This window comes from Flavobacterium pedocola (genome assembly GCF_053764385.1).
This window is the reverse complement of the sequence record NZ_JBSNCR010000007.1, coordinates 1-24,613: the sequence shown is the minus strand read 5'-3', so window position 1 is coordinate 24,613 and position 24,613 is coordinate 1. Positions and strand designations below refer to the sequence as shown.

At 42.0% G+C, this 24,613-nt stretch carries 16 protein-coding genes, 1 tRNA gene and 1 pseudogene; 10 read left to right on the top strand and 8 right to left on the bottom strand.

The annotated features are described in order from the left end of the window. Window positions 1-4: 4 nt before the first annotated feature. Window positions 5-874, bottom strand: a complete 870-nt coding sequence (locus tag ACWPKD_RS14205; RefSeq protein ID WP_455413355.1) for a cupin-like domain-containing protein — start codon at window positions 872-874, stop codon at window positions 5-7. Window positions 875-988: 114 nt separating this feature from the next. Continuing rightward, window positions 989-2,086 (bottom strand): biotin synthase BioB, encoded by a 1,098-nt coding sequence (gene bioB / locus ACWPKD_RS14200; protein ID WP_455413354.1) that lies wholly within the window; start codon window positions 2,084-2,086, stop codon window positions 989-991. A gap of 194 nt (window positions 2,087-2,280) precedes the next feature. On the opposite strand from bioB, the gene ACWPKD_RS14195 reads away from it, so the two are divergent. Beyond that, complete coding sequence (locus ACWPKD_RS14195; protein ID WP_455413353.1) at window positions 2,281-3,045, top strand: DUF5995 family protein; 765 nt, start codon at window positions 2,281-2,283, stop codon at window positions 3,043-3,045. Window positions 3,046-3,514: 469 nt separating this feature from the next. On the opposite strand, the gene ACWPKD_RS14190 is transcribed toward ACWPKD_RS14195, so the two are convergent. After that, a tRNA-Leu gene (locus ACWPKD_RS14190) sits at window positions 3,515-3,594 on the bottom strand. A gap of 159 nt (window positions 3,595-3,753) precedes the next feature. Here ACWPKD_RS14190 and ACWPKD_RS14185 point away from each other — a divergent pair. From ACWPKD_RS14185 to ACWPKD_RS14170, 4 genes are all read left to right on the top strand, one after another. Further along, window positions 3,754-4,695 carry a ribose-phosphate pyrophosphokinase gene (locus ACWPKD_RS14185; protein ID WP_455413352.1) on the top strand — a complete coding sequence of 314 codons (942 nt, stop codon included), beginning with the start codon at window positions 3,754-3,756 and terminating at the stop codon, window positions 4,693-4,695. A 29-nt stretch (window positions 4,696-4,724) separates the two neighbouring features. Continuing rightward, window positions 4,725-5,333 carry a 50S ribosomal protein L25/general stress protein Ctc gene (locus ACWPKD_RS14180; protein WP_455413351.1) on the top strand — a complete coding sequence of 203 codons (609 nt, stop codon included), beginning with the start codon at window positions 4,725-4,727 and terminating at the stop codon, window positions 5,331-5,333. Between the two features lie 392 nt (window positions 5,334-5,725). Further along, window positions 5,726-6,340, top strand: coding sequence for an aminoacyl-tRNA hydrolase (gene pth / locus ACWPKD_RS14175; RefSeq protein WP_455413457.1), 615 nt, complete (start codon window positions 5,726-5,728; stop codon window positions 6,338-6,340). Window positions 6,341-6,377: 37 nt separating this feature from the next. Then, window positions 6,378-6,899, top strand: a complete 522-nt coding sequence (locus ACWPKD_RS14170) for a hypothetical protein (RefSeq protein WP_455413350.1) — start codon at window positions 6,378-6,380, stop codon at window positions 6,897-6,899. Window positions 6,900-6,946: 47 nt separating this feature from the next. Here ACWPKD_RS14170 and ACWPKD_RS14165 read toward each other — a convergent pair whose 3' ends face one another. The 4 genes from ACWPKD_RS14165 to ACWPKD_RS14150 form a co-directional block, all read right to left on the bottom strand. Next, window positions 6,947-9,625, bottom strand: coding sequence for a reprolysin-like metallopeptidase (locus tag ACWPKD_RS14165; protein WP_455413349.1), 2,679 nt, complete (start codon window positions 9,623-9,625; stop codon window positions 6,947-6,949). A 109-nt stretch (window positions 9,626-9,734) separates the two neighbouring features. Further along, window positions 9,735-12,521 carry a reprolysin-like metallopeptidase gene (locus ACWPKD_RS14160; RefSeq protein ID WP_455413348.1) on the bottom strand — a complete coding sequence of 929 codons (2,787 nt, stop codon included), beginning with the start codon at window positions 12,519-12,521 and terminating at the stop codon, window positions 9,735-9,737. Window positions 12,522-12,640: 119 nt separating this feature from the next. Continuing rightward, a complete protein-coding gene (locus ACWPKD_RS14155; protein ID WP_455413347.1) occupies window positions 12,641-15,901 on the bottom strand; it encodes a zinc-dependent metalloprotease in 3,261 nt (1,086 codons plus the stop codon). 133 nt (window positions 15,902-16,034) lie between these two features. Continuing rightward, the gene (locus tag ACWPKD_RS14150; protein WP_455413346.1) at window positions 16,035-18,704 is read right to left on the bottom strand and encodes a zinc-dependent metalloprotease; all 2,670 of its coding nucleotides are present in this window, start codon (window positions 18,702-18,704) and stop codon (window positions 16,035-16,037) included. 171 nt (window positions 18,705-18,875) lie between these two features. Here ACWPKD_RS14150 and ACWPKD_RS14145 point away from each other — a divergent pair, with 171 nt between their 5' ends. The 3 genes from ACWPKD_RS14145 (at window position 18,876) to ACWPKD_RS14135 (ending at window position 21,741) form a co-directional block, all read left to right on the top strand. Then, complete coding sequence (locus ACWPKD_RS14145; RefSeq protein ID WP_455413345.1) at window positions 18,876-19,808, top strand: bifunctional riboflavin kinase/FAD synthetase; 933 nt, start codon at window positions 18,876-18,878, stop codon at window positions 19,806-19,808. Next, the gene (locus ACWPKD_RS14140) at window positions 19,809-21,119 is read left to right on the top strand and encodes an HTTM domain-containing protein (protein ID WP_455413344.1); all 1,311 of its coding nucleotides are present in this window, start codon (window positions 19,809-19,811) and stop codon (window positions 21,117-21,119) included. It begins immediately after the preceding gene. A 166-nt stretch (window positions 21,120-21,285) separates the two neighbouring features. After that, window positions 21,286-21,741: a hypothetical protein gene (locus ACWPKD_RS14135; RefSeq protein WP_455413343.1), complete on the top strand. Its 456-nt coding sequence runs from the start codon at window positions 21,286-21,288 to the stop codon at window positions 21,739-21,741. On the opposite strand, the gene ACWPKD_RS14130 is transcribed toward ACWPKD_RS14135, so the two are convergent. Next, window positions 21,732-22,493, bottom strand: a complete 762-nt coding sequence (locus ACWPKD_RS14130; protein WP_455413342.1) for a UDP-2,3-diacylglucosamine diphosphatase — start codon at window positions 22,491-22,493, stop codon at window positions 21,732-21,734. The two genes, ACWPKD_RS14135 and ACWPKD_RS14130, sit on opposite strands and share 10 nt — an antisense overlap. Window positions 22,494-22,758: 265 nt before the next feature. Between ACWPKD_RS14130 and ACWPKD_RS14125 the strand changes: the two genes are divergently transcribed. Both ACWPKD_RS14125 and ACWPKD_RS14120 read left to right on the top strand, forming a co-directional pair. Further along, entirely contained in the window at window positions 22,759-23,061 is a 303-nt protein-coding gene (locus tag ACWPKD_RS14125) for a hypothetical protein (protein ID WP_455413341.1), read from the top strand. A 13-nt stretch (window positions 23,062-23,074) separates the two neighbouring features. Further along, window positions 23,075-24,613 (top strand): annotated as a pseudogene (locus ACWPKD_RS14120) (hypothetical protein); the annotation flags it as partial.

Below are 24,613 nucleotides of genomic sequence, written 5' to 3'. Positions count from 1 at the left end.
TTTATTACTGGATGTTTAAGTTGCGATGGGTTCTAACTACGGCCTGCTCGTTTTTGTAATCGATCCATTTCTGCCCTTTCCATTTTCGCATGAAATTGTCGAAGTGGCGCATCACAAAAATATTGTACACGGCATAGGAAAGACTGCTTAACTTTCTCGGATAGGCGCGCAAACTCATGGAAAACCCAGGCGTCAGGTACTTCATATAATGCCAATAGCCTTCCGGCATGTAAAGCATTTCGCCATGATTTAGGTTGCAGATCAAACCTTGTGCGTGTTGCAAAGCGGGCCACTTCTCGAAGTCCGGATTGTCAAAATCGATGTCTTCTCTTGAAATCAGGGCATGTGGCACCTTGTATAAATATTTTGTTTGTTCGGGATCAAAAAGAATGCATTGCTTTTTTCCGTGAAAGTGAAAATGCAGAATATTGGAATAATCGATATCGTAATGGATAAAAACTTTTGAATTTTCACCACCAAAGAAAAGCATCGGTAACTGTTTGATGAGTTTCAAGCCGATATCGGGCCATTTAAAGTCGTTTTGCAGTTGTGGCACCTGTTTCATCAGGTTGTATAAAAAGATGCGGTAATTCGTGGGTTTGGATTGCAACAGGTCGATGTAATCGCTCATTTTCATTTTGGCATGCGCCTCGTTGAAACCGTCTTTGTGGGAAACCGGGCGGTCATCATATAACGGTACGGTTTTATCGCCGGCAAGTTCCTTAATATAGTTCAGCTTCCATTTCTCATACGCCGGCCAATCCTGGGTTAGCTGCTCGATAACTATCGGTTTTTGTTTTTTTACGTAATTATTATAAAAATCCTCTTTGGAAATGGTTTTTACACGCTCGATTTCGGTCAACTGTAACTTCATGAAAGGCGATTAAAATTAGTGGCCAAAAAAATGCTCTCAGAAATAGGGCTGAGAGCAAAGTTAAGAAAGCTTTACGTTACCGTAAATATATTTTGTTTTAGAAAAGTGTTAAAATTAACAACATTCTTTTCCTTTAGTCTGCGCTTCAAGGTTTCTTTCGATCGTGTGTCCCGGCCTTGACCATTTTGGTTTTTCACCTAAAGCCTGGAATTTTGAATCTTCGGCTTCCACGGTTTCCGGCTGCATCAGTTTGATGAACGGTTTCTGCGGTTGTAAGCCTAACAATTCGAACATTTTCATGTCTTCGTTCACGTCCGGGTTTGGAGTGGTCAACAATTTGTCTCCGGCAAAAATCGAGTTTGCTCCGGCAAAGAAACACATCGCCTGTCCTTCTCTGGACATTTGGGTTCTTCCCGCAGACAAACGCACCTGGGTTTCCGGCATTACGATTCTTGTAGTGGCTACCATGCGGATCATTTCCCAGATTTCCACTGGTTTTTCGTCTTCCATCGGTGTACCGTCTACAGCCACCAATGCGTTGATCGGCACGGATTCCGGTTGTGGGTTCAACGTCGATAACGCTACTAGCATTCCTGCACGGTCTTCGATGCTTTCGCCCATTCCGATGATACCGCCGCTGCACACCGTTACGTTGGTTTTACGTACGTTTTCGATGGTCTGCAAACGGTCTTCGAAACCGCGGGTTGAAATTACTTCTTTATAATATTCTTCGGAAGTGTCTAAATTGTGGTTGTAAGCGTACAATCCGGCTTCTGCCAAACGTTGTGCCTGGTTTTCGGTCAACATTCCCAAAGTACAGCATACTTCCATGTCCAGTTTGTTGATGGTACGCACCATTTCCAATACCTGATCGAATTCCGGTCCGTCTTTTACGTTTCTCCAGGCTGCTCCCATACAAACGCGGGAAGAACCGCTTGATTTTGCACGTAAGGCCTGTGCTTTCACCTGTGAAACCGACATTAAATCGTTGCCTTCGATATCGGTGTGGTAACGGGCTGCCTGTGGGCAATAGCCGCAATCTTCCGGACATCCTCCGGTTTTAATGGATAATAAAGTGGATACCTGAACCACATTCGGGTCATGGTGTACACGGTGGATGGAAGCCGCTTCGTAAAGCAAATCCATCAAGGGTTTGTTGTATATCGCGATGATTTCTTCTTTCGTCCAGTTGTGTCTAGTGGTTGTGCTCATACGTCATTAGTTTGTTCGGTTCAAAAATAGGTAATTACAAACGAAGTAAAAAATTTTGTTGGGAACAGATTGAGTAAAAGCGGATTCAGGCTTGAAGTCCTGAGCCCGGGCCCTTTTAAAATCGGTTTTGGCGAACTTGTTTCGTATGACAAATTGTTTATTTTTGAAAGAAATTTCAGAATAATATTTGTCAGATGGAAATCAAACAGGCTACAACAATCGAAGAAGTAATAGTGTTATTGGAAGAAATCATTGCGCAATCGAAAGCCGATCAGTCGCCTTTGGGCTATTTTGCAGCCTTGTATCATAAGGTAACGATTAAAGTGAAAGAAGGTATTGCAGCAGGGATTTTTCAGGATGGCCTGCGCATGGAGCAACTGGATGTGGTTTTTGCTAACCGTTATCTGATGGCTTATTATCAGTACAAGCAAAAGGAAAGTTGTTCGGAGTGCTGGAAGTTCGCCTTTGAAAAAACGCAAAATTACTGGCCGATACTGTTGCAGCATCTCTTGCTGGGCATCAATGCGCATATCAATCTCGATTTGGGTATCGCGGCAGCCCAGATTTGTCCCGGAGAAGAAATTCACAAGCTGAAAACCGATTTTGATAAGATCAATGAGATTCTTGCAAGCCTGGTCGGAGGAGTGGAAAATGCTTTGTCCGAAGTTTGGCCGAGGCTGAAAATGATTTTAAGATACACCAACGGTGCAGATACTTTTTTAATCGATTTCAGCATGCAGACCGCCCGTGATGGTGCCTGGAAATATGCGTTGGAATTGGCTCCGATGGATGCTGAAGCTAAGAAACTTGCGATTGTGGGCCGGGATGTGAAAGTTCGTAAGATTGCACAATTAGTAAGCAATCCGGGCTATATTGCCAGTGGGGTTTTTAAACTCATCCGTCTTTTTGAAAGGGGAACTGTAGCCGAGAAGATTGTCTTGTTGGAAGCAAACACATAGTTGGATTGAAACAAAAAAGGCAGGTATTTTACCTGCCTTTTTAATTATAGTTGTACACACCCTTACCTTTAAACGTTAAATTAATTTTTATATCCATACTTTTATTTTTTTTAATAATAATGTTTTCCATGTCGTTAGTTTTTTTAATGTTGATAATTTTATTGTCTTTAAAATTTGCTCTAAAGTCTAAAGCAAATGACTTTGTTGCTAAGCAGCCTATTAGTAGGACTGTTTTTGCAGTTAAACTAACTCTATTAATTTTTGTTTTAATGGATTTGAACCATTCGGATGTGTTAGATCTTGTTTCAATGAACGAATAATGCAGATATACTACAAATGGTGAAAAATTGCAAGTGGTTAAGTTAAAAACTTAATAATTAAGCATGAATAAATGTTTTTTTTGACTAAAAAGCTTATGATTATCAGTTTAGTAAAACAAAAAAACCTCCCATTGCTGAGAGGTTTGTTGTACCGCGGGTGGGAATCGAACCCACACACCTAAGTACACGAGTTTGAGTCGTGCGCGTCTACCAATTCCGCCACCGCGGCATACGGTTCTTTCGAATTGTGGGTGCAAATGTAAATAAAAATTCAACATATAATCAAAAAATAAAAGAAAAAATTGCTTTCAGAGTTGAATTTAATTTCTAAATTTGCACCGCATTAGAGCAACACAACACTCAACTAACTACATAACAACGAATTAAAATGTCGTACACTGAACCGGAAGCAAAAATATTTGCATGTTCACAAAGTACCTATCTTGCTGAAAAGATCGCTGAGCACTATGGTGCGGAGCTGGGCAAGGTAACGTTCTCTAAATATAGTGATGGCGAGTTTCAGCCGTCTTTTGAAGAGTCCATTCGCGGATTGCGCGTGTTTTTGGTGTGTTCGACTTTCCCAAGTGCGGACAATTTAATGGAGCTTTTGCTGATGATTGATGCAGCGAAAAGAGCTTCGGCCAGACACATTACAGCGGTAATCCCTTATTTCGGATGGGCGCGTCAGGATCGTAAAGACAAACCGAGAGTGCCGATAGGAGCAAAACTGGTAGCCAAGTTATTGGAATCAGCGGGAGCAACACGAATCATGACCATGGATTTACACGCGGATCAGATTCAGGGCTTCTTCGAAAAGCCGGTAGACCACCTGTTTGCGTCGACTATTTTCCTGCCGTATGTGAGAAGTTTAAATTTAGAGAATTTAACCATCGCATCCCCGGATATGGGCGGTTCAAAAAGAGCGTATGCCTATTCCAAGTTTTTGGAATCCGACGTGGTAATCTGTTACAAGCAGCGTAAAGCGGCTAATGTAATCGACACTATGGAGCTGATCGGTGACGTAAAAGGCCGTAACGTAATTCTGGTAGACGACATGATCGACACCGGAGGTACTTTAGCCAAAGCGGCAGACATGATGATGGAAAGAGGCGCTTTGAGTGTAAGAGCCATTTGTACCCACGCGATTCTGTCGGGTGGTGCGTACGAAAAAATTGAAAACTCGAAGATTCAGGAATTGATTGTAACCGATTCGATTCCGTTGAAACAACAGAGCCCTAAAATACGAGTGGTGAGCTGTGCGCCATTGTTTGCAGAAGTAATGCACATGGTACAGAACAACAACTCCATTAGCGGGAAGTTTATAGTTTAGAATTTTATTAATTATTTAAATATTTCAAAATGAAATCAATTACGATCAAAGGATCTGAAAGAGAAAGCGTGGGCAAGTCGGCAACGAAAGCGGTACGTAATGCTGGAATGGTGCCTTGCGTGTTATACGGAGGAGATCAACCAGTACACTTTACAGCTGAAGAGAAAGGCTTTAAAGGTTTAGTTTACACTCCAAACGTGCACACCGTTGCAATTGATTTGGCAGGTGGTAAAAAATATGAGGCTATCCTTCAAGATATCCAGTTTGATCCAGTATCAGACAAAATTTTACACATCGACTTCTACCAGTTAGATCCTAAAAAGGAAATCACTATGGAAGTTCCTGTAAAAGTTGTCGGTAACTCTAAAGGAGTTATGGCAGGTGGTGTTTTACGTCTTAACCAACGTAAATTGAAAGTTAGAGCTTTGCCTGCTAACTTACCTGACTTCGTTGAAGCAGACATCACTGAGTTAGAAATGGGTAACAAGTTGTACATCACTAAAATCCCTACTAACAACTTCAGATTGTTACAACCGGACAATACTGTTATCTGTCAGGTGAAGATTTCTCGTGCGGCGATGAAAGCTGCTCAGGAAGCTGCAAAAGCAGAAAAAGGAGCAAAAGGAAAGAAAAAATAATTTTTGATCCTCATCCATACAAGAGTCCCGATTTTATCGGGACTTTTTTTATTTTTCCCGTTTCCGTAGCGGGAGGTTTCCGTAGGGCGGGGTGGTTTTAAGCAACCGTTATAAATTGTAATCGAGATTTTTTAGTGCGAAGGGCTTGGTCTTTTTTGGAGAAGCTGTTCCCGCTGTCCGCTGACACGAGCGAAGCGAACTGACGAAGTAATCTTTTTTCGGTAACTTCGCGAGCCTCAGTCACCGAAAAAAGGATGCCGCTCCCATCGGGGCTAGTGGAGTGGCTTTTTGGGCTTTTTGGAAAGGTTTTGAAATTCCATTACTTTTGTGTTATGAAATGGCTTAAAAACATCTTCAGAAAAGAGCATTCTCCAAAAGAACCTATCGATCCCATGAAATCGGAGCTTCTCGAACTCCATCAAAAAAACAGAAACGAAGTGAGTAAAAAATTTTTAATAGTTGGTTTAGGTAACATCGGTGCCGAATACGTGAACACGCGTCATAACATCGGTTTTAAAATCCTTGACCATTTGGCCAAAAAAGAGTCGCTTTCTTTTGAAACAGCTAAGTTAGGCTCTGTTACCGAATATAAAGTTAAAGGACGAACCCTGATGCTGCTGAAACCCAACACGTACATGAACCTTAGCGGTAAAGCCGTGCAGTACTGGATGGAAAAAGAGAAAATCGCCAAAGACAACATCTTGGTCATCACCGACGATCTGAATTTGCCGTTTGGAACCATCCGAATCAAACCAAAAGGCAGCGACGGCGGGCACAATGGCTTGAAAAATATCCAACTGGTTTTAAATTCTGCAGATTATCCGCGTTTCCGTTTCGGGATCAGCGATGATTTCAAAAAAGGAAGACAGGTGGATTATGTTTTGGGCGAATGGGATGAAGAAGAAAAGACAAAGCTTATCGAACGTATGGATGTGGCCCTTCAGGCTATCAATTCTTTCGCTTTAGCCGGTTTGGGCAACACCATGAGCGAATATAACGGAAAATAATTGGTGTAGTATTTGCAGTAGTTATCAAAAAGAAACCATGAAAGCATTTTTTATTTTTCCGTTGTTGCTTTGTTTGGGCTGTACGGCTACAAAAGAAAAAGTCGCAGACAGTCCAAATGAGGTTGTTTTGGCATCGTTGCGGTCATCATGTCCGGAAGATGGGAAATGTGGCTTAAAAATCAAAAAAAACAAGCGTCTTGAGGTAAGCGTAGACGGAACTGGAAAGTTGTATTATAAAACCGTAGACGATCCTTCGAAATCGGTTGTGCTTTTTGAATACGCTCAAACGGCGCCCGAGGATTTGCAGGATGCCGGTTATCGGGAAGAGATCCTTTTTGAGATTGACAACAAGGCAGATAAGCTAAGTTTAACCGATAAAGACTTGGGAAATGTCAAGATGCTTTTTGGCAGGCATTGTTTCTGCAAAGGACAGGCGGGTTATTTTTATGTAAAAAAAGGAAAATTAGATTTAAAAAAGGAAAAAGGTAAATTGTATTTCACTTTGGATTTTGTGATTACCGATGTGCCTCAAATCATAAACAGCATAAGCGTTGAATAAAAAAAGCCCCTTTATGGGGCTTTTCTGTTTATTGTAAGTTGCGTTTGTTATTCCACAACAATTTTCTTCATTTCTTTTCTTTCACCATCCTGTACGGTAACCATGTAAACCCCGGCCTGAACATTGTTCAGCTGAATGTTCTGGTTGATGGTTCCCGTGTTTTGGTAGTTGTTTTCGAAAACCAAGCGTCCTCTCATATCGTGTACACCAATTTTGATTTCGTTAGAAGTATTGGTGGTAAACTGTACATTGAAACTTCCGTTGTTAGGGTTCGGATAAATGGTGAAATTATCCAATCCAAAACTGTTATTGCCTAAGGTGGTAATCGTTTGCGTACAAACGGTTATTGCCCATGAGTTTACGGTTCCGGTATCGCCTGCAAAATTATCATAGACTCTGAAAGTCCAGTTGCCGTTCGGATTTTGACCGTTAAAAGCGGATAAAGCTGCGCTTGGAGCTACATTCTGAAGGGTTGCGGCACCGGCTGTACAGTTGATCACACCGCCACCGTCAACGAAATTAAGGTTTACAGTCCCGTTCGTGTCGCCACAACTTCTGTTAAAAAGCTTAACGAAAGTGCTTGGATTAGCCGGGCTGCTGATGTCTGTTTGTACATCTGAAAGATAGGTGTGTGTGATGTTGTTTTTAACTTCTACCGAACTAATAGAACCACTCATAGGAACGGTTAATGTTCTTGTAGTGTAATTACCGGGAGCCTGATCCACAAAGGGAAGAGCTGAAGCGTCTGTATATGTGTTACAGGTTGTCACAACCGAATAACCAATGCTGAAATTCGGAGATACCGCGTAGAAGATGTTTCCAACGGCTTCAATCATAATTCTGCAGTTAACGCCCCCAACCGCTGGCATGGTTACAAGCTGATTACCGTCGTTAGGCGTGTTTGCCAGAAGGGTTGTAAAGGTAACGCCGTTGTCAGTAGAAATTAAGATGTTAACGTTTGCCGTATTAATGCCGTTTGTGGTTGTACCGGCAACATTCCAGGTGATGTTTTGAGAAGAGCTAACTGCCCATGATGCTCCGGATGCAGGTGAAGTTAATGCAAAAGGACCAACATTGGCGGTAGTAACCGTCATGTTTGCTCTTGCTGTTTGACCACCTGTAGGGGTTTGGTTGTCTCTTACCGTTAAGGCGAAATTGATGGTTCTGGCCACATTCGGTGTTACTTCCCAAGCCGGTGTTAAATTACCGGTCAGTACATCTGAAAATTTTGGCAGATAACGTTTAGGGGAAGTTGTTGGGTTAATCGATCTGTATACAGGACCAGTGGTTTGTGCAGCAGTAGGGTAATCGGTGCCCGCGCTCGCATTTGTCTGTTCCCAGCAATACGTTAACGCTGCAGTACCATCCACATCGGATGCACTTCCGGTTAATATGTAAGCTGTTCCGTAAGGAATCGTGTAATTTGTTAAAGGTGCAATTACAGGAGGTGTATTGTTATTGTTTGCCTGTGCAGCACAATTTCCGGTTCCCGTCATGAAAGTGGTCATTTTTGCAATGCTTACAGCATGAAAATACGGGTCAGAGTTGGGTTGTACATCAGGTCCGCAAATACCGGCATAAGCCATAATTGTACTACCACTGGCAGGTTCAACAGCATCGGCGGCACTTGCGTTTCCGGCACAACTGCCTCCGGTTCCGCTAAACGTGTGAGGGCCTCCAAACTGATGCCCCATTTCGTGTGCCACATAATCTACATCGTAAGGGTCACCAACCGGTGCGCCGGAACCAGTGATTCCTCTTGCTTTATTAGCCGTACACGGCGAGTTTAACTGCGCCAGACCACCACCACCGGTACTTACAGTGTGTCCAATGTCATAGTTTGCAGCGCCAATGGCACCGTCAATAACCGTCTGACTTTGGTTAATCAGTGTGTTGGCGTTGGTGTTGTTGAAGTTGTCAGAGGATATGAAAATGATTAAATCATTATTTGCAATTAAGTTCATGCGTAACGACATGTCTTTTTCGTAAATACCGTTAACACGGGTCATGGTGGTGTTCATGGCCGCCAGAACCGTTGCTTTTTTTTCCGCATCGGTTGTTTCGGTTTGCGGAGAAGCATTTACATGGAAGGCCGCATATTCTATAGTACAAGCCATTGCAAGACGGTATTGTCTGAACTTTCCGTCGGTGGCTTTTTGAACTTGAATTGCTGTATTGTTTACAACATCTTCCGGGCTGTCTTCAACCATACAACTGAATGTTCTGGTATTTCGGATGTCTTTTCTGCTGTAAACGATATAATTGTTTAAGTCTTTCGTGTAAGTATCAATATAATACGTTCCTGCTTCACCGGAGGTCATCATCACATGCAAGCCAAATAAGGAAGTACTGAAACGGATCGTTGCGGTCTTATCGGTAATTCCTTTACCTACATACGATTTGATATCAGGATATTTGTCCGACAAGCCTTTTTCCATAACCGGAGCTTCGTAAATAACATACTCCGATAGTTTTCCGGTGTAATCCGGGAAAGTAACCACAACATTGGAAAGGCTTCCTGACGTGTCAAGCGGTGCATTTGCCAATTGTGATTTTAATTGGGAAAAATTTACGGCGAAAAGTTCAAATTTATCCGGATGGGAAGTCCGTTCGAATTTTTCTAAAATTCCAATCTTTTCTTCAGAAGTCTTTGTCCAAAGTTTTGATTGACCGTACCCCAAGGAAACCAAAAGGGATACTGAAAGGGTTAGTAAAGTTTTTTTCATAAGGAGTTAATTCAGTTAGTGTTGCAAATATAGAAATGTTTCAATGTCTTTTTAAAAAAACAACAAAAAAGGAGGCGAAAGCCTCCTTTTTTAACAATATCTATAGTGATTACTCAATAACAATTTTCTTCACTTCTTTTCTTTCACCGTCCTGAACTGTTACAACGTAGATTCCGGCTTGAACATTGCTCAAAGCGATATTCTGGTTGAAAGTTCCTGTGTTCTGGAAGTCGTTTTCGAAAACCAAACGGCCTCTCATATCGTGTACTCCGATTTTGATCTCGTTAGACGAGTTAGAAGTAAACTGAACGTTGAAATTCCCTTTGTTCGGGTTTGGATAGATAGAGAAATTCTCTAGACCAAAGCTTTCAGAAGCAAGGGTAATAGTAGTGTCCGTGTGGCATAGTGTTAACGTAGCACTTGTAATTGTATTTGTTGTTACGGTACTTTTTGCCGCTAAACGCCATGTGCCTGCAGAGTTCATGCCGTCTAATGTAGCAAATGAAGATACTGGTCGGTAAGCCGCTCCTGAGTTAGTGTTAGCACAACTGAAAGCCGCACCTTCATCATCGAAAACTACATTCATGTTTGCTACAGCGTTTCCACATCCTGAAGTAGGTCCGTCGAAAGCCACATAATCTACTACAGAAGAACCTGGTTTTACCAATCCGAAAGAAACCTGGTTGGTTCTTGCAGCAGTACACACTATTTTAAAGTTAGCATCAGAGATGGTGTAACTATCTGTAATAGCAGGAATGGTGTATCCTGTCCATCCTGTAGCCATTGCTTGAGCAGGGCTAAAAGTTCTCGTGTAATCGGTACATGTTGTTGTAGTAGTTACAATATAACCAATGGCAAAACTCTTAACGTTAACATTGAAGAAAATGCTTCCGGATGCTTTTACCATAACTCTACAGTAAGGTGCCAGAGTACTTGGAACGGTAATCGTTTCTGAACCGTCATTTGGCGTATTGGCAACTAAAACCGTACCGAAAGTTGCTCCGTTGTCAGTTGACAATAAGATGTCTACGTTAGTACCACCTGTGCTGGTATTGGTGTTGTTTACCGCCCAAGTGATCGTTTGGGTTTGACCCGGATTCCAGCTGATGCCGTCAGTGTTTTGAGAAGTCACAGTCAGAGGACCTCTTGTTGCGTCCACAGTCACAACCATATTGTCAAAATTAGTTTGACCTACTTTAATTGGAGCAGAAGAACTGAAAGGAGCATTGTCTCTCACGGTTAATCTGAAGTTTAACGTTCTGGCAACAGAACTTAGCGCTTCCGAAGCAACTTCAATTCCAGGAGTAGCGGTTAATCCGGCTAAAACAGTCGACATAGTCGGGAAGTATCTGGTTGGGGAAGCGGTTGGAGCAAATGTTCTCCAGTTCGGTCCTGCCGTTTTTCCTGCCGAAGCACCACTGTTAGCCGCTGTTTGTCCGGAAACATCGTCATATTGTTCCCAGCTGTAAGTAAGGGCATCTCCTGCATTTGCATCTGTAGCAGATCCCGTTAACATAAAAGGTGTGCTTTTTGGAATTGTATAATCAGCACCTGCAAGGGCAACCGGAGTTGCATTGTTTGCAGATATTGCAGTTGTAACAGGACAAGATCTTCCTGCTAAATTGGCTTGGATTTGAGCAATTGAGGCAGCATGATAGGCATCGATTGAATGGGGTACAAAGTCATAGTTGGTAATACCGGCATACCCCATAATGGTCACACCTGAACCCACTTCCATATTTACACCCGAACCTTCGCTTGCATGCGAGAACGTGTGATTTCCACCTAATTGATGTCCTACTTCATGTACTACATAATCGATGTCAAAGTTATCTCCTTGTGGGATTCCGTCTCCAGGAGAAGTGAATCCGCTTCCTTTTTTCTTGTCCGTAGTACTGGCTGTGTCGTCATCACAAACACATCCGATACAACCTGCGTTACCACCACCACCGGAAGCTCCAAACAAGTGACCAATGTCATAGGCAGCATTGTTGGCAGCCAAAGATGTTGAAGGACCTGTTAAGCTTGAACTTAAAGTGTTTTGTAACTCTGCATTCCAAGCACCTCCGGAACCTGTTGCAGCATCAGAATAAGGATCAGTACCCGCCGTGTAATAGATTACGTTTGTAGAAGCGGCAACTAAATTTAAGTGAAGCCCTAAATCTTTTTCATATACGCCGTTGCATCGGGTTAAAGTATTGTTGAAAGCGGCTAGAACTAAGTTCACTTGTGCAGCACTTGTAGCTCCAAAATAGTTGGAGTATTCAGCAGTACAAGATTGCGCTAATCGCATGGTTTTTAATTGTCCGGTACTTGACTTGGCAACATTCTGAATTTTTCCTGAAATGTCTGTAAAGGCTTGTTTGTCGTCAGTTGAACAAGTCCAGTTTAACTGTCCTTTGTCTCTTTGTGATTTGTAAACAGCATAAATTTCGTGATTCTGAGAATAAGGCTCCATGAATTCGTTTGCCTTATCTGTTCTGAAAACCATAGTTTGTATCCCTTGAGGAGAGATACTTAATTTAAGCGTTGCATAAGGGTCAGTGATTCCTTTTCCCGAATAAGCTCTGATTTCAGGAAATTGCGCCTGTAAATCAGCTTCGAAGTTAGAGGCTTCGTACATTTCAAATTGTTCCAATTTACCATCTGCATTTGGCAATGAAATGATAACTTTTTGGTTGGTAGATTTGTTTTGCAACGAAAATAGGGTTTCTCTAAGCGAGCCTAAATTCAAAGAGTACAGGTCGAAATCTTTAGGGAAGGTAAGCCTTGCAACCCCCTTGTCAGTAGCTATTTTACCAGCATCTCCCTTGTATGCAGACCAGAATTTGTCACTCTGGGCATATCCGGAGGATAACGCGAAAGCAGCTAAAGTTAATAGTAAATTTCTTTTCATTTTTAGTTATTGTTAAGTTTGTGTCAAATTTATATTTTTTTTATTAAATTCAAAATAATTATTAGTTAAACTAAAAAAGGCGTCAATATTGACGCCTTTTTTGTAGGAAAAATTAAAAACTATTTAATAGATATTTTTTTCACTTCTTTTCTTTCCCCATCCTGAATGTTTACCATGTAGATGCCGGATTGTACATTGTTCAACTGAATAGTTTGGTTGAACATGCCTGAATTTTTATAAGTTTTATCAAAAACAAGGCGACCTCTCATATCGTACACACCGATTTTGATATCCTCCTGGGACTTAGAATCGAACTGTACATTGAAAGTTCCCTGGTTAGGGTTAGGGTATACCATCAAATCGCTGATGCCAAAACTGTTGGTGCCTAAATTTTCTGCCACACACAGATTAATGCTCCAGTTGTTTACGGTACCGATGTCTCCGTTCCAGTAATCACGGGCACGTAAAGTCCAGGTACCTGCAGCTAATTTTCCGTTAAGAGCAGCTAATGGCGTGTTCGGTGAAAATGTTCCGGTTGAAGCCGAACATGAAGTATCGGAAATGAACGGGTTACCGTCATCAAACGTTACATTAACAGCGCTGAATTCGTTTTCACAGTTTCTGTTCCATAAGTACACATTGGTTCCGTCAGGATGTGACATCCACACTACTAAGTCATCAATATAAGCGTGGTTGAACGATAAGGTTACATTCACATCGTTTAAAGTTCCTGTTACCGTTCCCGGTACAACAATTGTTTTGTTTACTTCGGCACCAGGGGTGTTAGATCCTGTTCCGTCCGGTACATTCAAAGTTGTATTGTTGGAATAAGTGTAAGTACAGTTGGACTGACCTGTCATAAAAGAGAAAGCAGTACTGAAAGTTCCGGAACATCCTGCGTTTTTAGGTCTTACTCTCCAGTAGTAAGTAGTTGCTACGGTTAATCCTGAAGCAGCATAACTATTTGTAGCTACTGTTGTGTTAGCTATTAAGCTGGTAAAACCGGCATCAGTAGCTACCTGTACATCATATAGTGTGGCAGCGGCGTTAACCGGCCATGTTAAAATGGTTGTGGTACTTTGAGCCGTAGCCGCATTTGCAGGCGAGGTTAAGTTTTGTGTGCCAAAGTTAGAACTTACCAGGTTTAAATAAAGCGGAACTGTTTTAGAAGTGGCTCCCGAAGTAGCTGTTACAGTCATTGTGTATAATGCCGCTGCTGCTGCATTAGTGTTGCTTATGGTTAAGGTAACATTTCCATTACTTGAAATTGAAGTCGGAGCGAAAGCCGAAGTTGCACCTCCCGGTAAACCGGCAACGCTAAAGGTTGTGGTACCGCTAAAGCCGCCATATGTAGTATAAGGAATGGTAAATACAGCATTGGACCCCTGGCAAGCGGTTTTGTTCTGTCCGTCTACCTGTCCGTTAAAAGCAACGCCAAAAGTACTTGTCGGAGCGGCAATAGTAAAGTTTGCGTTTGAAATGTCGAAGAAAATATGATCGTTTCCTTTAACCATTACACGGTTTGTCGTTCCAGGGTTGTTCGGAACGGTAACAGTCTCTGTTCCGTCATTTGGAACTCTGTGTGCCAAAAGAATTGGGTAAGTGTTTCCGCCATCGGTAGAAAGATAAATATCCACATACGTAGCGTTAATGTTATTGGTGGTGGTTCCGGCAACATCCCAGGTCACTGTCTGGTTGGTACCCACGCCCCAGGAAACAGCTGTGTTTGGTGCTGTCACCTGGAAAGGTCCTACTCCTACTGCTCCGTTAACCGTAACAGTCATATCGTCAAATCCGGTCTGACCTCCAAGTATGTTGTTGTCGCGTGCCGTAAGTCTGAAATTCAGCGTACGGGACACCGTACTAAGGGCTTCTGCGACAATGTCCAATCCGCCCGTAGTTGCCTGGTTGGCAATTACAGAAGTTAATTTTGGAAAATATCTCGATGGAGTTGCTGAAGGGATGTAATTTACCCAGTTCGGACCTGTCGGTTTGTTGACACGGGCCGCACTGTTTGCATTGGTTTGTCCGACACCGTCATCGTTTTGTTCCCAAACATAGTTTAAGGTATCTCCGTTAGGATCTGTAGCGGATCCTGTCAGGATAAACGGTGTACTTTTTGGAATTGTATAGTTGGCACCTGCATTTACCACAGGAGCTCCGTGCGTCAAATTGGTAACCGTAGGACATGTTTTGGATGCCATGTTGGCTTGAATCTGAGAAATGTTTGAAGCATGGAAAACATCAATAGAGTGTAAATGAGTGTCATACGGCGTAATCCCTGCATACCCCATAACGGTTACTCCGGATCCAACTTCAACATTGGTTCCTGATCCTTCATTGCTGTTTGAGAACGAGTGGGTTCCTCCAAATTGGTGGCCCATTTCGTGTGCGACGAAGTCGATGTCGAAATTGTCCCCGATTGGTGCGGTACTGGTTGTATAACCACTTCCTTTTCCGGAATCACATACACATCCGATGCAACCTGCATTACCATTATTTCCAATAGCCGAAACAAGGTGTCCGATATCGTAATTCGCATTACCGATAACAGAAGTTAAAGTGTTTTGTAATTCGGTGTTGTAATTGGCATCGTTTGGTCCGTAAGGGTCTGATCCGGCGTTAAGATAGATTACACTTGAGGTGTTGGCAATCATGTTCATATGGATAGCCAAATCTTTCTCGAAAACACCGTTAACTCTTGTCATGGTATTGTTGAAAGCGGTCATGACCATTGGTACTGTTCCCCCATGATAAGCCGCGTATTCACCGGTACACGACATCGCCAATCGGAACGTAAGTAGTTTTCCGCTGGATGATTTTAGTGTTTGCGCTGTTTTGGAAATGTCAGAGAACATTTTTTTGTCGTCTGTAGAACAAGTGAAAGGAATCTCTCCTTTGTTTCTGGAAGAAGTGAAAACAGCATAAGTGCTTCCGTTAGCCGAATAGCGCTCAATGAATTCGTTTTTTTTGTCGGTTCTGAAAACCATGGTCTGGATGCCGTCCGGAGCGATACTTAAACGAAGCTGCGCTAATTTGTCATCTAAACCATATCCTTTATACGCACGGATTCCAGGGAATTGTGCCTGTAATTGCGGATCGAAATTCGAGGCTTCATACATCTGGAAATGTTCCAGTTGTCCGTCCGCATTCGGAAGGGTGATGATTACTCCTGATGATCTGCCGTTAACAGAAAATAAAGTTTGTTTGATTTGTTCAAGATTTAAGTCGTAAAGCTTAAAATCTTTAGGGAAGTTGTCCCTCTTTGCAGACTTGGAGGCTTCTACATTGCTTTTCGTAGAAGCGTTCCAAAACCTGTCAGACTGCGCATATCCACCGGATACCGCCAATGCAAAGACAAGTAGTAACGTTTTTTTCATTGTTAGTTATTTTAGTTAGTGTAGCAAATATAAAAAAAGTTTTGATTCTCAGTTAAATAACGGAAAATTGTAGTAAAAAATGTAATAAAAAAAAGGAGGCAAATGCCTCCTTTCTCTGTATGAAATCGATTAATTATTTGATCGAAATTTTCTTAACCTCTTTTCTGTCGCCATCCTGTACAGTTACCAGGTAGATTCCTGACTGAACATTGTTCAACTGAATGTTTTGGTTGAAAGTTCCGTTGTTTTGGTACGCTTTTTCGAATACCAATCTTCCTCTCATATCGTGAACCTCGATTGAAACCTCGTTTCCAGAGTTTGTATCAAACTGAACATTGAAGTTACCATTGTTCGGGTTAGGATAGATTGTGAAATTCTCTAAGCCAAAGTTGTTAGCTGATAAAGTAACTGTTTGACTACAAATTGTTAATGCGTAAGTGTTGATCGTTCCGGTATCCTGAGCTGCATTGTCCAGAACTCCAAATGTCCATGTTCCGTTTGGATTCTGACCGTTAAAGCCAGATAACGGCTGAGATGGAATTACATTTCCGGTAATTGTAGCCGCACATACGATAGTACTACCTTGATCGTCAAATGTTGCATTGATGTTGTCGTTGCTGGTACAAGCACCACTGAATACGTTTACTTGTGTAGCTCCCGGACTTAATACAGCCAAAGTGATATCTGAAATCCAAGTGTGTGTTAAATTCACGGCCAAATTTACATCAGAAATATTGGCAGTAGTAGGAACATTCAGACCGTGCGTTAAGAATGTTGGAGTGTTATCCGGAATAGCCGCATTAGGGTTGATTGTATAGGTGTTACAAGTGTTGGTAATAGTATATCCGATAGCGAAAGTTTGTGAAACATTAAAGAAGATGTTAGCACTTGCTCTAACCATGAATCTACAGTAAGGAGCACTTACTCCTGCTGGTAAAGTTACGTTTTCTGAACCGTCATTCGGTGTTCCAGTTGCTAAAGTATAACCCCAAGTTGCTCCGTTGTCAGTTGATAATAAAATGTCAACGTTTGTGGCACCTGCGATAGTGTTGTGTCCTGAAGCTCCAGTTCCAGTCCATGTAACTGTTCGGGTAGATCCTGTAGCGTAGCTAGTGCCGTTAGGTACTGGTACTGTTAATGCAGTGATGTTGGCAACCGTAACCACAGCATTGTCAAAATTAGTTTGTCCGCCGTTAAGAACATTGTCTCTAACCGTTAAACGGAAATTTAAAGTTCTTGCTACAGAGCTTAACGCTTCCACAACGATGTCAGCACCCATTGTGGTAGGGCTTAATGCTAAAACAGACGTCCAGTTAGGGAATGTTCTTGCGCCTGAAGCAGAAGGCAAATACGATCTGAAGTTAGGACCTGCGGTTTTAGTAGGAGAAGCAGGTGATCCTGTTGTCAATTGCGCAGCAGCAGTTGCTTCGTCATATTGTTCCCACTGGTAACTTAAAGTACCTCCTCCTGCATCAGTAGCAGTACCTGTTAAGGTAAATGGTGTACTTAAAGGAATGGTGTAATCTGCACCTGCATTTACTACAGGAGCACTGTGTGTAATAGCTGTTTCTGTTTCACAGGTTTTAGATGCCATATTAGATTGGATCTGAGCAATGTTACCTGCGTGGAAAGTGTCAATAGAGTGCGGTGCAACGTCGTAACTTGTGATTCCGGCATAACCCATGATAGTAACACCAGATCCTGGCTCATAGTTAACCGAGTTGTTTTCACTGCTGAAAGTGAACGAGTGGTTGGCACCAAACTGGTGACCTAATTCGTGTACTACGAAGTCGATGTCGAAATTATCCCCTACAGGAGCTGTACTGGTAGTGAAACCACTTCCTTTGCTTCCGTTTGTACAAACACATCCGATACAACCAGCATTACCGTTGTTTCCGATAGCAGACATTAAGTGTCCAACATCGTAATTCGCTTCACCGATTACCGCTGTTAAAGTAGTCTGAAGTTCCGTGTTGTAATTTGCATCCGTAGCACCATAAGGGTCTGTACCTGCATTTAGGTACATTACGTTGGTGGAGTTAGCAATAAGGGTCATTCTGATTGCCAAATCTTTTTCGAATACACCGTTAACACGTGTCATTGTTGCGTTAACCGCCGCTACAACCTGAGGTAGGGTACCACCGTAGTAAGCAGCATACTCACCAGTTACGGACATTGCCAAACGGAATGTTCTGAAAACTAAGTCACTGGATTGTGTAGTGTTTAACTGGTTTGCTTTTTGTGTTAAATCAGCCACCATATGATCATCCGCAGTTGAACAGGTCAATGGAACTCTGCTGCTTTTTGCGTCTTTGGTGTATAAAGCATATGTAGTTTTGTCTGCCGAGTAAACTTCCATGTATTCCGTTGGCTTGTCAGCTCTGAATGTCATGGTGTTGATTCCAGACGGGCTGATGCTTAAACGGATTTGAGCCGTTTTGTCATCTAAACCTTCTCCGGCATACGCTCGGATGTCCGGGAATTGCGCCTGTAATTGTGCATCAAAGTTTGAAGCTTCATACATTTTGAAACGTTCCATTGCTCCTTTGGCGTTTGGAATTTCCACAATTACATAATTAGCATTCGAAGCAGATCGGTCCTGAGCGGCATAAAGTTTTCTTTTGATGCTCTCGAAATCAAGTCTGAAAAGCGAATACGTTTCTGGAAAACTTTGTCTTTGTGCAGTTCTTGCGATAGATAGATTATCGCTTGACCTCACTTCAGACCAGTCTTTTTTCGCTTGAGCATTCATTCCACCGATAAAGGCTAATGAAAGCGAAAGGCTGAGTAGTGTTTTTTTCATTTCTTAGTTAATTAAAATTAGTGTTGATAAGTACAAAAATAGATTTCTTTTTTGAAATTAATATAAAATTAACAAAAAAATGCGTATTTTATTAAAATTAATTATAACCAACCATGGTTTGAAAGTTTGAAATAAGGCAACAATAAGTATCTTTGCCAAAAATTCACACTTTTGAAAATTTTTCAATCCATACAGGAATTTCATTCAGCCCAAAAAACGATCTTGACCCTGGGAACCTTTGACGGTGTCCATTTAGGGCATCAGGCTATTTTGAAAAAGCTGCGAAATTCCGCTTTGGAACTGGGTTGTGAAACGGTGGTATTGACTTTTTTCCCGCATCCCAGAATGGTGCTGCAACAGGATTCGGAGATCAAACTTTTAAATACGATTGAAGAAAAAGCCTTTTTGCTGGATAAGGCAGCGGTCGATAATCTGGTCATCCATCCTTTTGATGCAAAGTTTTCACAGCTTTCCGCGGAAGATTTTGTGGAGGAGATCCTGGTCAAGCAGTTTAATATTGCCAAGATCATCATCGGTTACGATCACCGTTTCGGCAAGAACCGTTCGGCAACTATCGACGATCTGATCCTGTTTGGGGAAAAATACGGTTTTGAAGTGGAACAGATTTCTGCTGAAGAAATCAACGAGGTGTCCATCAGTTCGACCAAAATCAGAAATGCGCTGCAAAGTGGTGATGTGGCTTTGGCCAACCGTTATTTGGGATACGATTATTTTTTTGAAGGGAAAGTGGTCAAAGGAAAACAACTCGGACGCACCATCAGTTATCCAACGGCAAATCTTCAAATCAGCAAAGACTACAAACTCATACCTCATGACGGCGTCTATGTGGTTTCCTCACAAATTGAGGGCAAAACCGTTTTTGGGATGATGAATATTGGGTTCAGGCCCACGGTAAACGGTATGGAACGATCCATTGAAGTGCATTTTTTTGAGTTCCATTCGGATTTGTACGATCAGGAACTTCGTATTGCCGTTCATCACCGGATAAGAAGCGAAATGAAATTCGATTCTTTAGATGCCTTACGACTTAAACTAGCCAGCGACAAGCAAACTGCTATGCAGATTATTTCAAAAATGATTTAAATGGAATCAAGGCTTTTTAGGCAGATAGACAATGCGCCTCTGGTTCTTTTCAGGATCTTTTTCGGCTTTCTCTTTGCCTGCGAAACTTTTGGGGCTATAATCACGGGTTGGGTTAAGGGTAATTTTATGTTGCCCAATTTTACGTTTTCACATATCGGTATGGAATGGCTGCAACCGTTGCCGGGTTATGGCATGTATTTCTATTTCATGGCAATGGGCTTTTTGTCTTTGTTGGTGATGCTCGGGTACCGCTACAGGATTAGCCTGTCTTTGCTGACGGTGCTTTGGGCGGGCGTTTATTTCATGCAGAAAACCTCTTACAACAATCATTACTATTTGTTGATGCTGGTAGCTTTTATCATGATCTTCCTGCCGGCCAATACCTATGCTTCTTTAGATGCTAAAAGAAACCCTAGTCTGAAACGATTGACCATGCCTATATGGTGTTCCTGGGTGATGATGCTTCAGATAGCAATCGTTTATTTTTACGCCACAGCAGCCAAATTTTACCCGGACTGGCTGGACGGGACGTTTACCAAAAACCTTTTTGCGTCTATGGATAATGCTCCGGCTTTGGAAGCCATTTTTCAACAGCGATGGTTTTACCTTTTCATTGCTTATGCCGGAATTCTTTTTGACGGACTGATCATCCCGGCACTCTTTTTTAAAAAAACCCGAACGATTGCCTTGTTGGCTTCTTTGATTTTTCATCTTTTTAACTCGATTACTTTAAAGATCGGGATCTTCCCATATTTTGCCTTGAGTTTTGCTTTGTTTTTCTATGAACCGGAAACCATCCGCCGTATTTTCTTCAGAAACAAACCTATTGTGACTGAGGTTCATGTTGAAAAAGTAAGTGCAAGAACGCGGTTGACTATCCTTTTCTTTTCGCTGTATTTTCTGGTGCAGTTGGTTTTACCTTTGCGTCATTGGCTCATTGCTGGCGATGTGCTTTGGACGGAAGAAGGGCACCGGTTAAGCTGGCGGATGATGTTGAGGGAAAGGGACGGCGTTGTTTTGTTCCGGGTACTTGACAAAGCCACCGGGAAGGAATTGTATTATCCGTTTCGCGAACAACTTACCCGTAAACAACTGGACGGCATGGCGGATAAACCTGATATGATCTGGCAGATGGCCCAGCGGATAAAATCGGAATTCCGTGCCAAAGGGAAAGCGGTTGCGGTTTATGCCGACTGCAATGTATCGGTAAACGGCAAGCCTTATCGCAAACTAATCGATCCTTATGTGGATCTCGCCGCTGCCAAATGGGATTACTTTGGGCACAATGACTGGATTCTTTTATACGAATAATGCGTTCTGACCGATAAATAAGTTATTTAACTAATAATTAGGGTTTTGCATAAAACGTATTAATAAATATTTTATAAATTTGTTAAAGACGTAAAAGAGTAAAAACTAATTAACAGTTTTATTGTTTTCTCTTGAAATAATGTAGTAACTTATAAAATATAACGCTATGGTCGCTTCAAAAGAATTTAAGAACGGAATTATTGTTTTTGTCGGAATCGGGATTTACTTCCTGTTGATGGAAATGATGGGTTGGTCTAATATTTTTTACTTGAGATTTGTCAATATCTTCATTGTCTGCTACGGCATCAACCGTACCATCAAATCGAATATTTATGCCGGCCACAGGGATTATCTTTTTAACCTGACTTCCGGGGCAATAACCGCATTTATCGGGGTTATCCTGAGTGTGATTGCACTGAATATTTACATTCATTTGCGTGGAGGGGCCGAGTACATCAAAACCCTTTCGGAAGCGTTCCTTTTCGGGGGCAGCCCTTCGATTTATCAGTACTGTGTAGGTTTGTTGTTTGAAGGATTGGCTTCTTCAGCCATCGCAGCTTTTGCCTTAATGCAGTATTGGAAAGGGCAAACCGTTCGTGACGGTCACCTTACTCACGAGTGATTGTACCGCTTCAGTTTGAACTCGGAACCGTCGAATTCGCCATAGGTGAAATAACCGATCCAATCACCCAGATTGAAATACCTTGAATTGTCATGAAGTATGATTTCAAGGGGTAAATGTCTGTGCCCAAAAATGAAGAAATCGTAATGTTTGGTTTCCAGTTTTCTTTTGGCGTATTGCACCAGCCATTCGTTTTCTTCTCCTAAGTATTTAACATCTTCCTTGCCGGAAATCAGTTTGTTTTTCACAGACAGGTATTGTGCCAATTTTACACCCACATCCGGATGCAGCCAGCGAAACAGCCATTTCGAAAACGGATTGGTGAAAACGGCTTTCATTCTCTTATAGCCTTTGTCTCCGGGTCCTAAGCCATCTCCGTGTCCAATCAGGAATTCTTTATTGTTTATGACGAAGTGTTTAGGTTTGTGGTACACGGGAATGTTTAATTCTTTCTCGAAGTAATCGTACATCCACAAGTCATGATTCCCTACAAAGAAGTATATCGGAATGCCACTGTCTCTTAATTCCGCCAATTTTCCCAAAACCCTCACAAAGCCTTTTGGAACAACAGTTTTGTATTCGAACCAAAAATCGAATAAGTCACCCAACAGGAAAAGCACATCAGCATCCTTTTTAATCTCGTCCAGCCAGGCCACGAATTTTTGTTCCCTCGGGAAGCTGCTTTCGGCATCTGGCGCTCCAAAGTGTTGGTCTGAAGCAAAATAGGCTTTTTTTATGTTTTGTAGTTTCATGAGAAAAATAAGTCAAAGATAGAAAAGGTTTTTTTCTTTAGGGAACGTTTTGGAGTTAAATGTTAAAACGATAATTTTTTTGTAGGATTTGTTTTCAATTGCTGTAATAAAATATGCTAAAGGATTTCTGATTCGTCTATTTTTAACTAAAAAAACAATCAAATAAACAGAACAATTGTTAAAAAAGTGTAAATTAGTAACGCTTCAATCGATAAAATACATAAAAATGTCGATTAAGTGTAAAAAAATAACAAAAACCTGTAAAATGAAACACCTTTTTCTTCTACTGATGCTTTTTCCAACTTTCCTGTTGGCTCAGGAAAAGGCAAAATTTCCTGACAAACTGGAGGGAACCTTCCAAATCGAATTTTTAAGTACCGCTACACAACCTATTGCGGTTACTACTGAAATTCTTGAAAAAATTGAAGCGATTCGCAAAGAGGAGCAAACCACTTACTTTATGGTTAATGATAAAGTCAGAATTAAGGTCTGGTCGCGAAAAGCTTTACAAACCATTGATAAAACACGACAACCTGAATATGTTGTGGTGGAAAAATTTACCAATTAATTAAAGGTTGATCATGATAAAAAAACTACTATTAGTATTTATAAATGTTGTGTGTTTTCAGCTGGGCATGGCGCAAGGAACTACGCCTTGCAATGCCATCCAGTTGTACCCTTATACTACTTGTGCCAATACCAGCGGCATGCAGTATGCAGGTCATTACCAAATGGAAACGGGAGACGGTACAATGGTTACCTTATCGGGAACCTCTACTTTAAACCCGGCCTGTACTACGGACAACGAAACTTCTCAACCGGTAGAATGGTTGATGGTTACGGCAACTACGACTTCTTTCACCATTACCAATTTAACCGATTATATAGGCCCGGGAGCAGCTACAGCCGAAACCCGTGATTATGCGATTTATTCCGGAACCTGCAGCAGTTTGACACAGATAGCCTGTAGTGCCAATATTCCCATAAACGGAACGGTCAATGTTACGGGTTTGACTGCGGGTCAAAATTATTTTATTATGGTGTCGCAATCCGCGGCTGCATACACAGGATATCCTTCAGCTAATGGAGTAGCCACATGTATTACCAGTACAGTAGCACACTCGGCAAGTAACAATAATTGTGCTGGCGCTTTTGTTTTAGCCAATAACGTTACTTACACTTCCACTAATGCAGACGGAACAGCGGATGGACCTTCTGTTTGTCAGGATCCGCCATCGGGAAGTGTTGAAAATAATGTTTGGTACCAATGGTGCGCTCCTTCAACCTGGACACCCGGTCAAACGGCATTTTTGAATGTTAATAATCAGATTTGTAACAGTACGCAAGGGTTGCAGTTGTCTATTTATGACGATACCACGAATTGTGCCGATATCACTGCCGGAACCGCAACTTCTTTAGTTTGTCAGAATCCAGGTGCTACAACCAATTATAATTATACGTTTACGGCCAACCCGAATCAATGTTATTTAATTGTTTTGGATGGATTTGCAGGAACAGCCTGTACGTATAGCATTCAGGTTTCTGCTTCGGCAAGTACTTGTGTAACGCCGCCAACAGTAACTGCTACCACTTCGGTAGATCCAATCTGTCCAAGTGGCTCGACCACATTAACGGCAAGTTGTGCTGGAAGTTGTGCGGGTATTACTTATACTTGGTCACCTGCAACAGGATTGTCCGGAACGACGGGGGCAAGTGTGACCGCCAATCCGGCTGTAACCACGACCTATACTGTAACCGGGACAACAGCGACTTGTACGGCAACAGCGACAGTTACCGTTAATGTTAATCCTTTAAATACCATTGCTGCAGGTGTTAACAGAACACTTTGTATTAACACTGCAATGACCAATATAACGTTAGCTACCACAGGTGCAACGGGTGCTACATTTGCAGGACTTCCTGCAGGGGTAACGGGTTCATGGGCAGCTAATGTCGCTACGATAAGCGGAACGCCAACGGCATCAGGTACGTTCAACTATACGGTAACTACTACGGGCGGATGTCCACCGGCAACGGCTACAGGCACCATCACGGTAAACCCACAAAATACCATTGCAGCGGGAACAAGCCAGACGGTTTGTATCAATACTGCAATGACC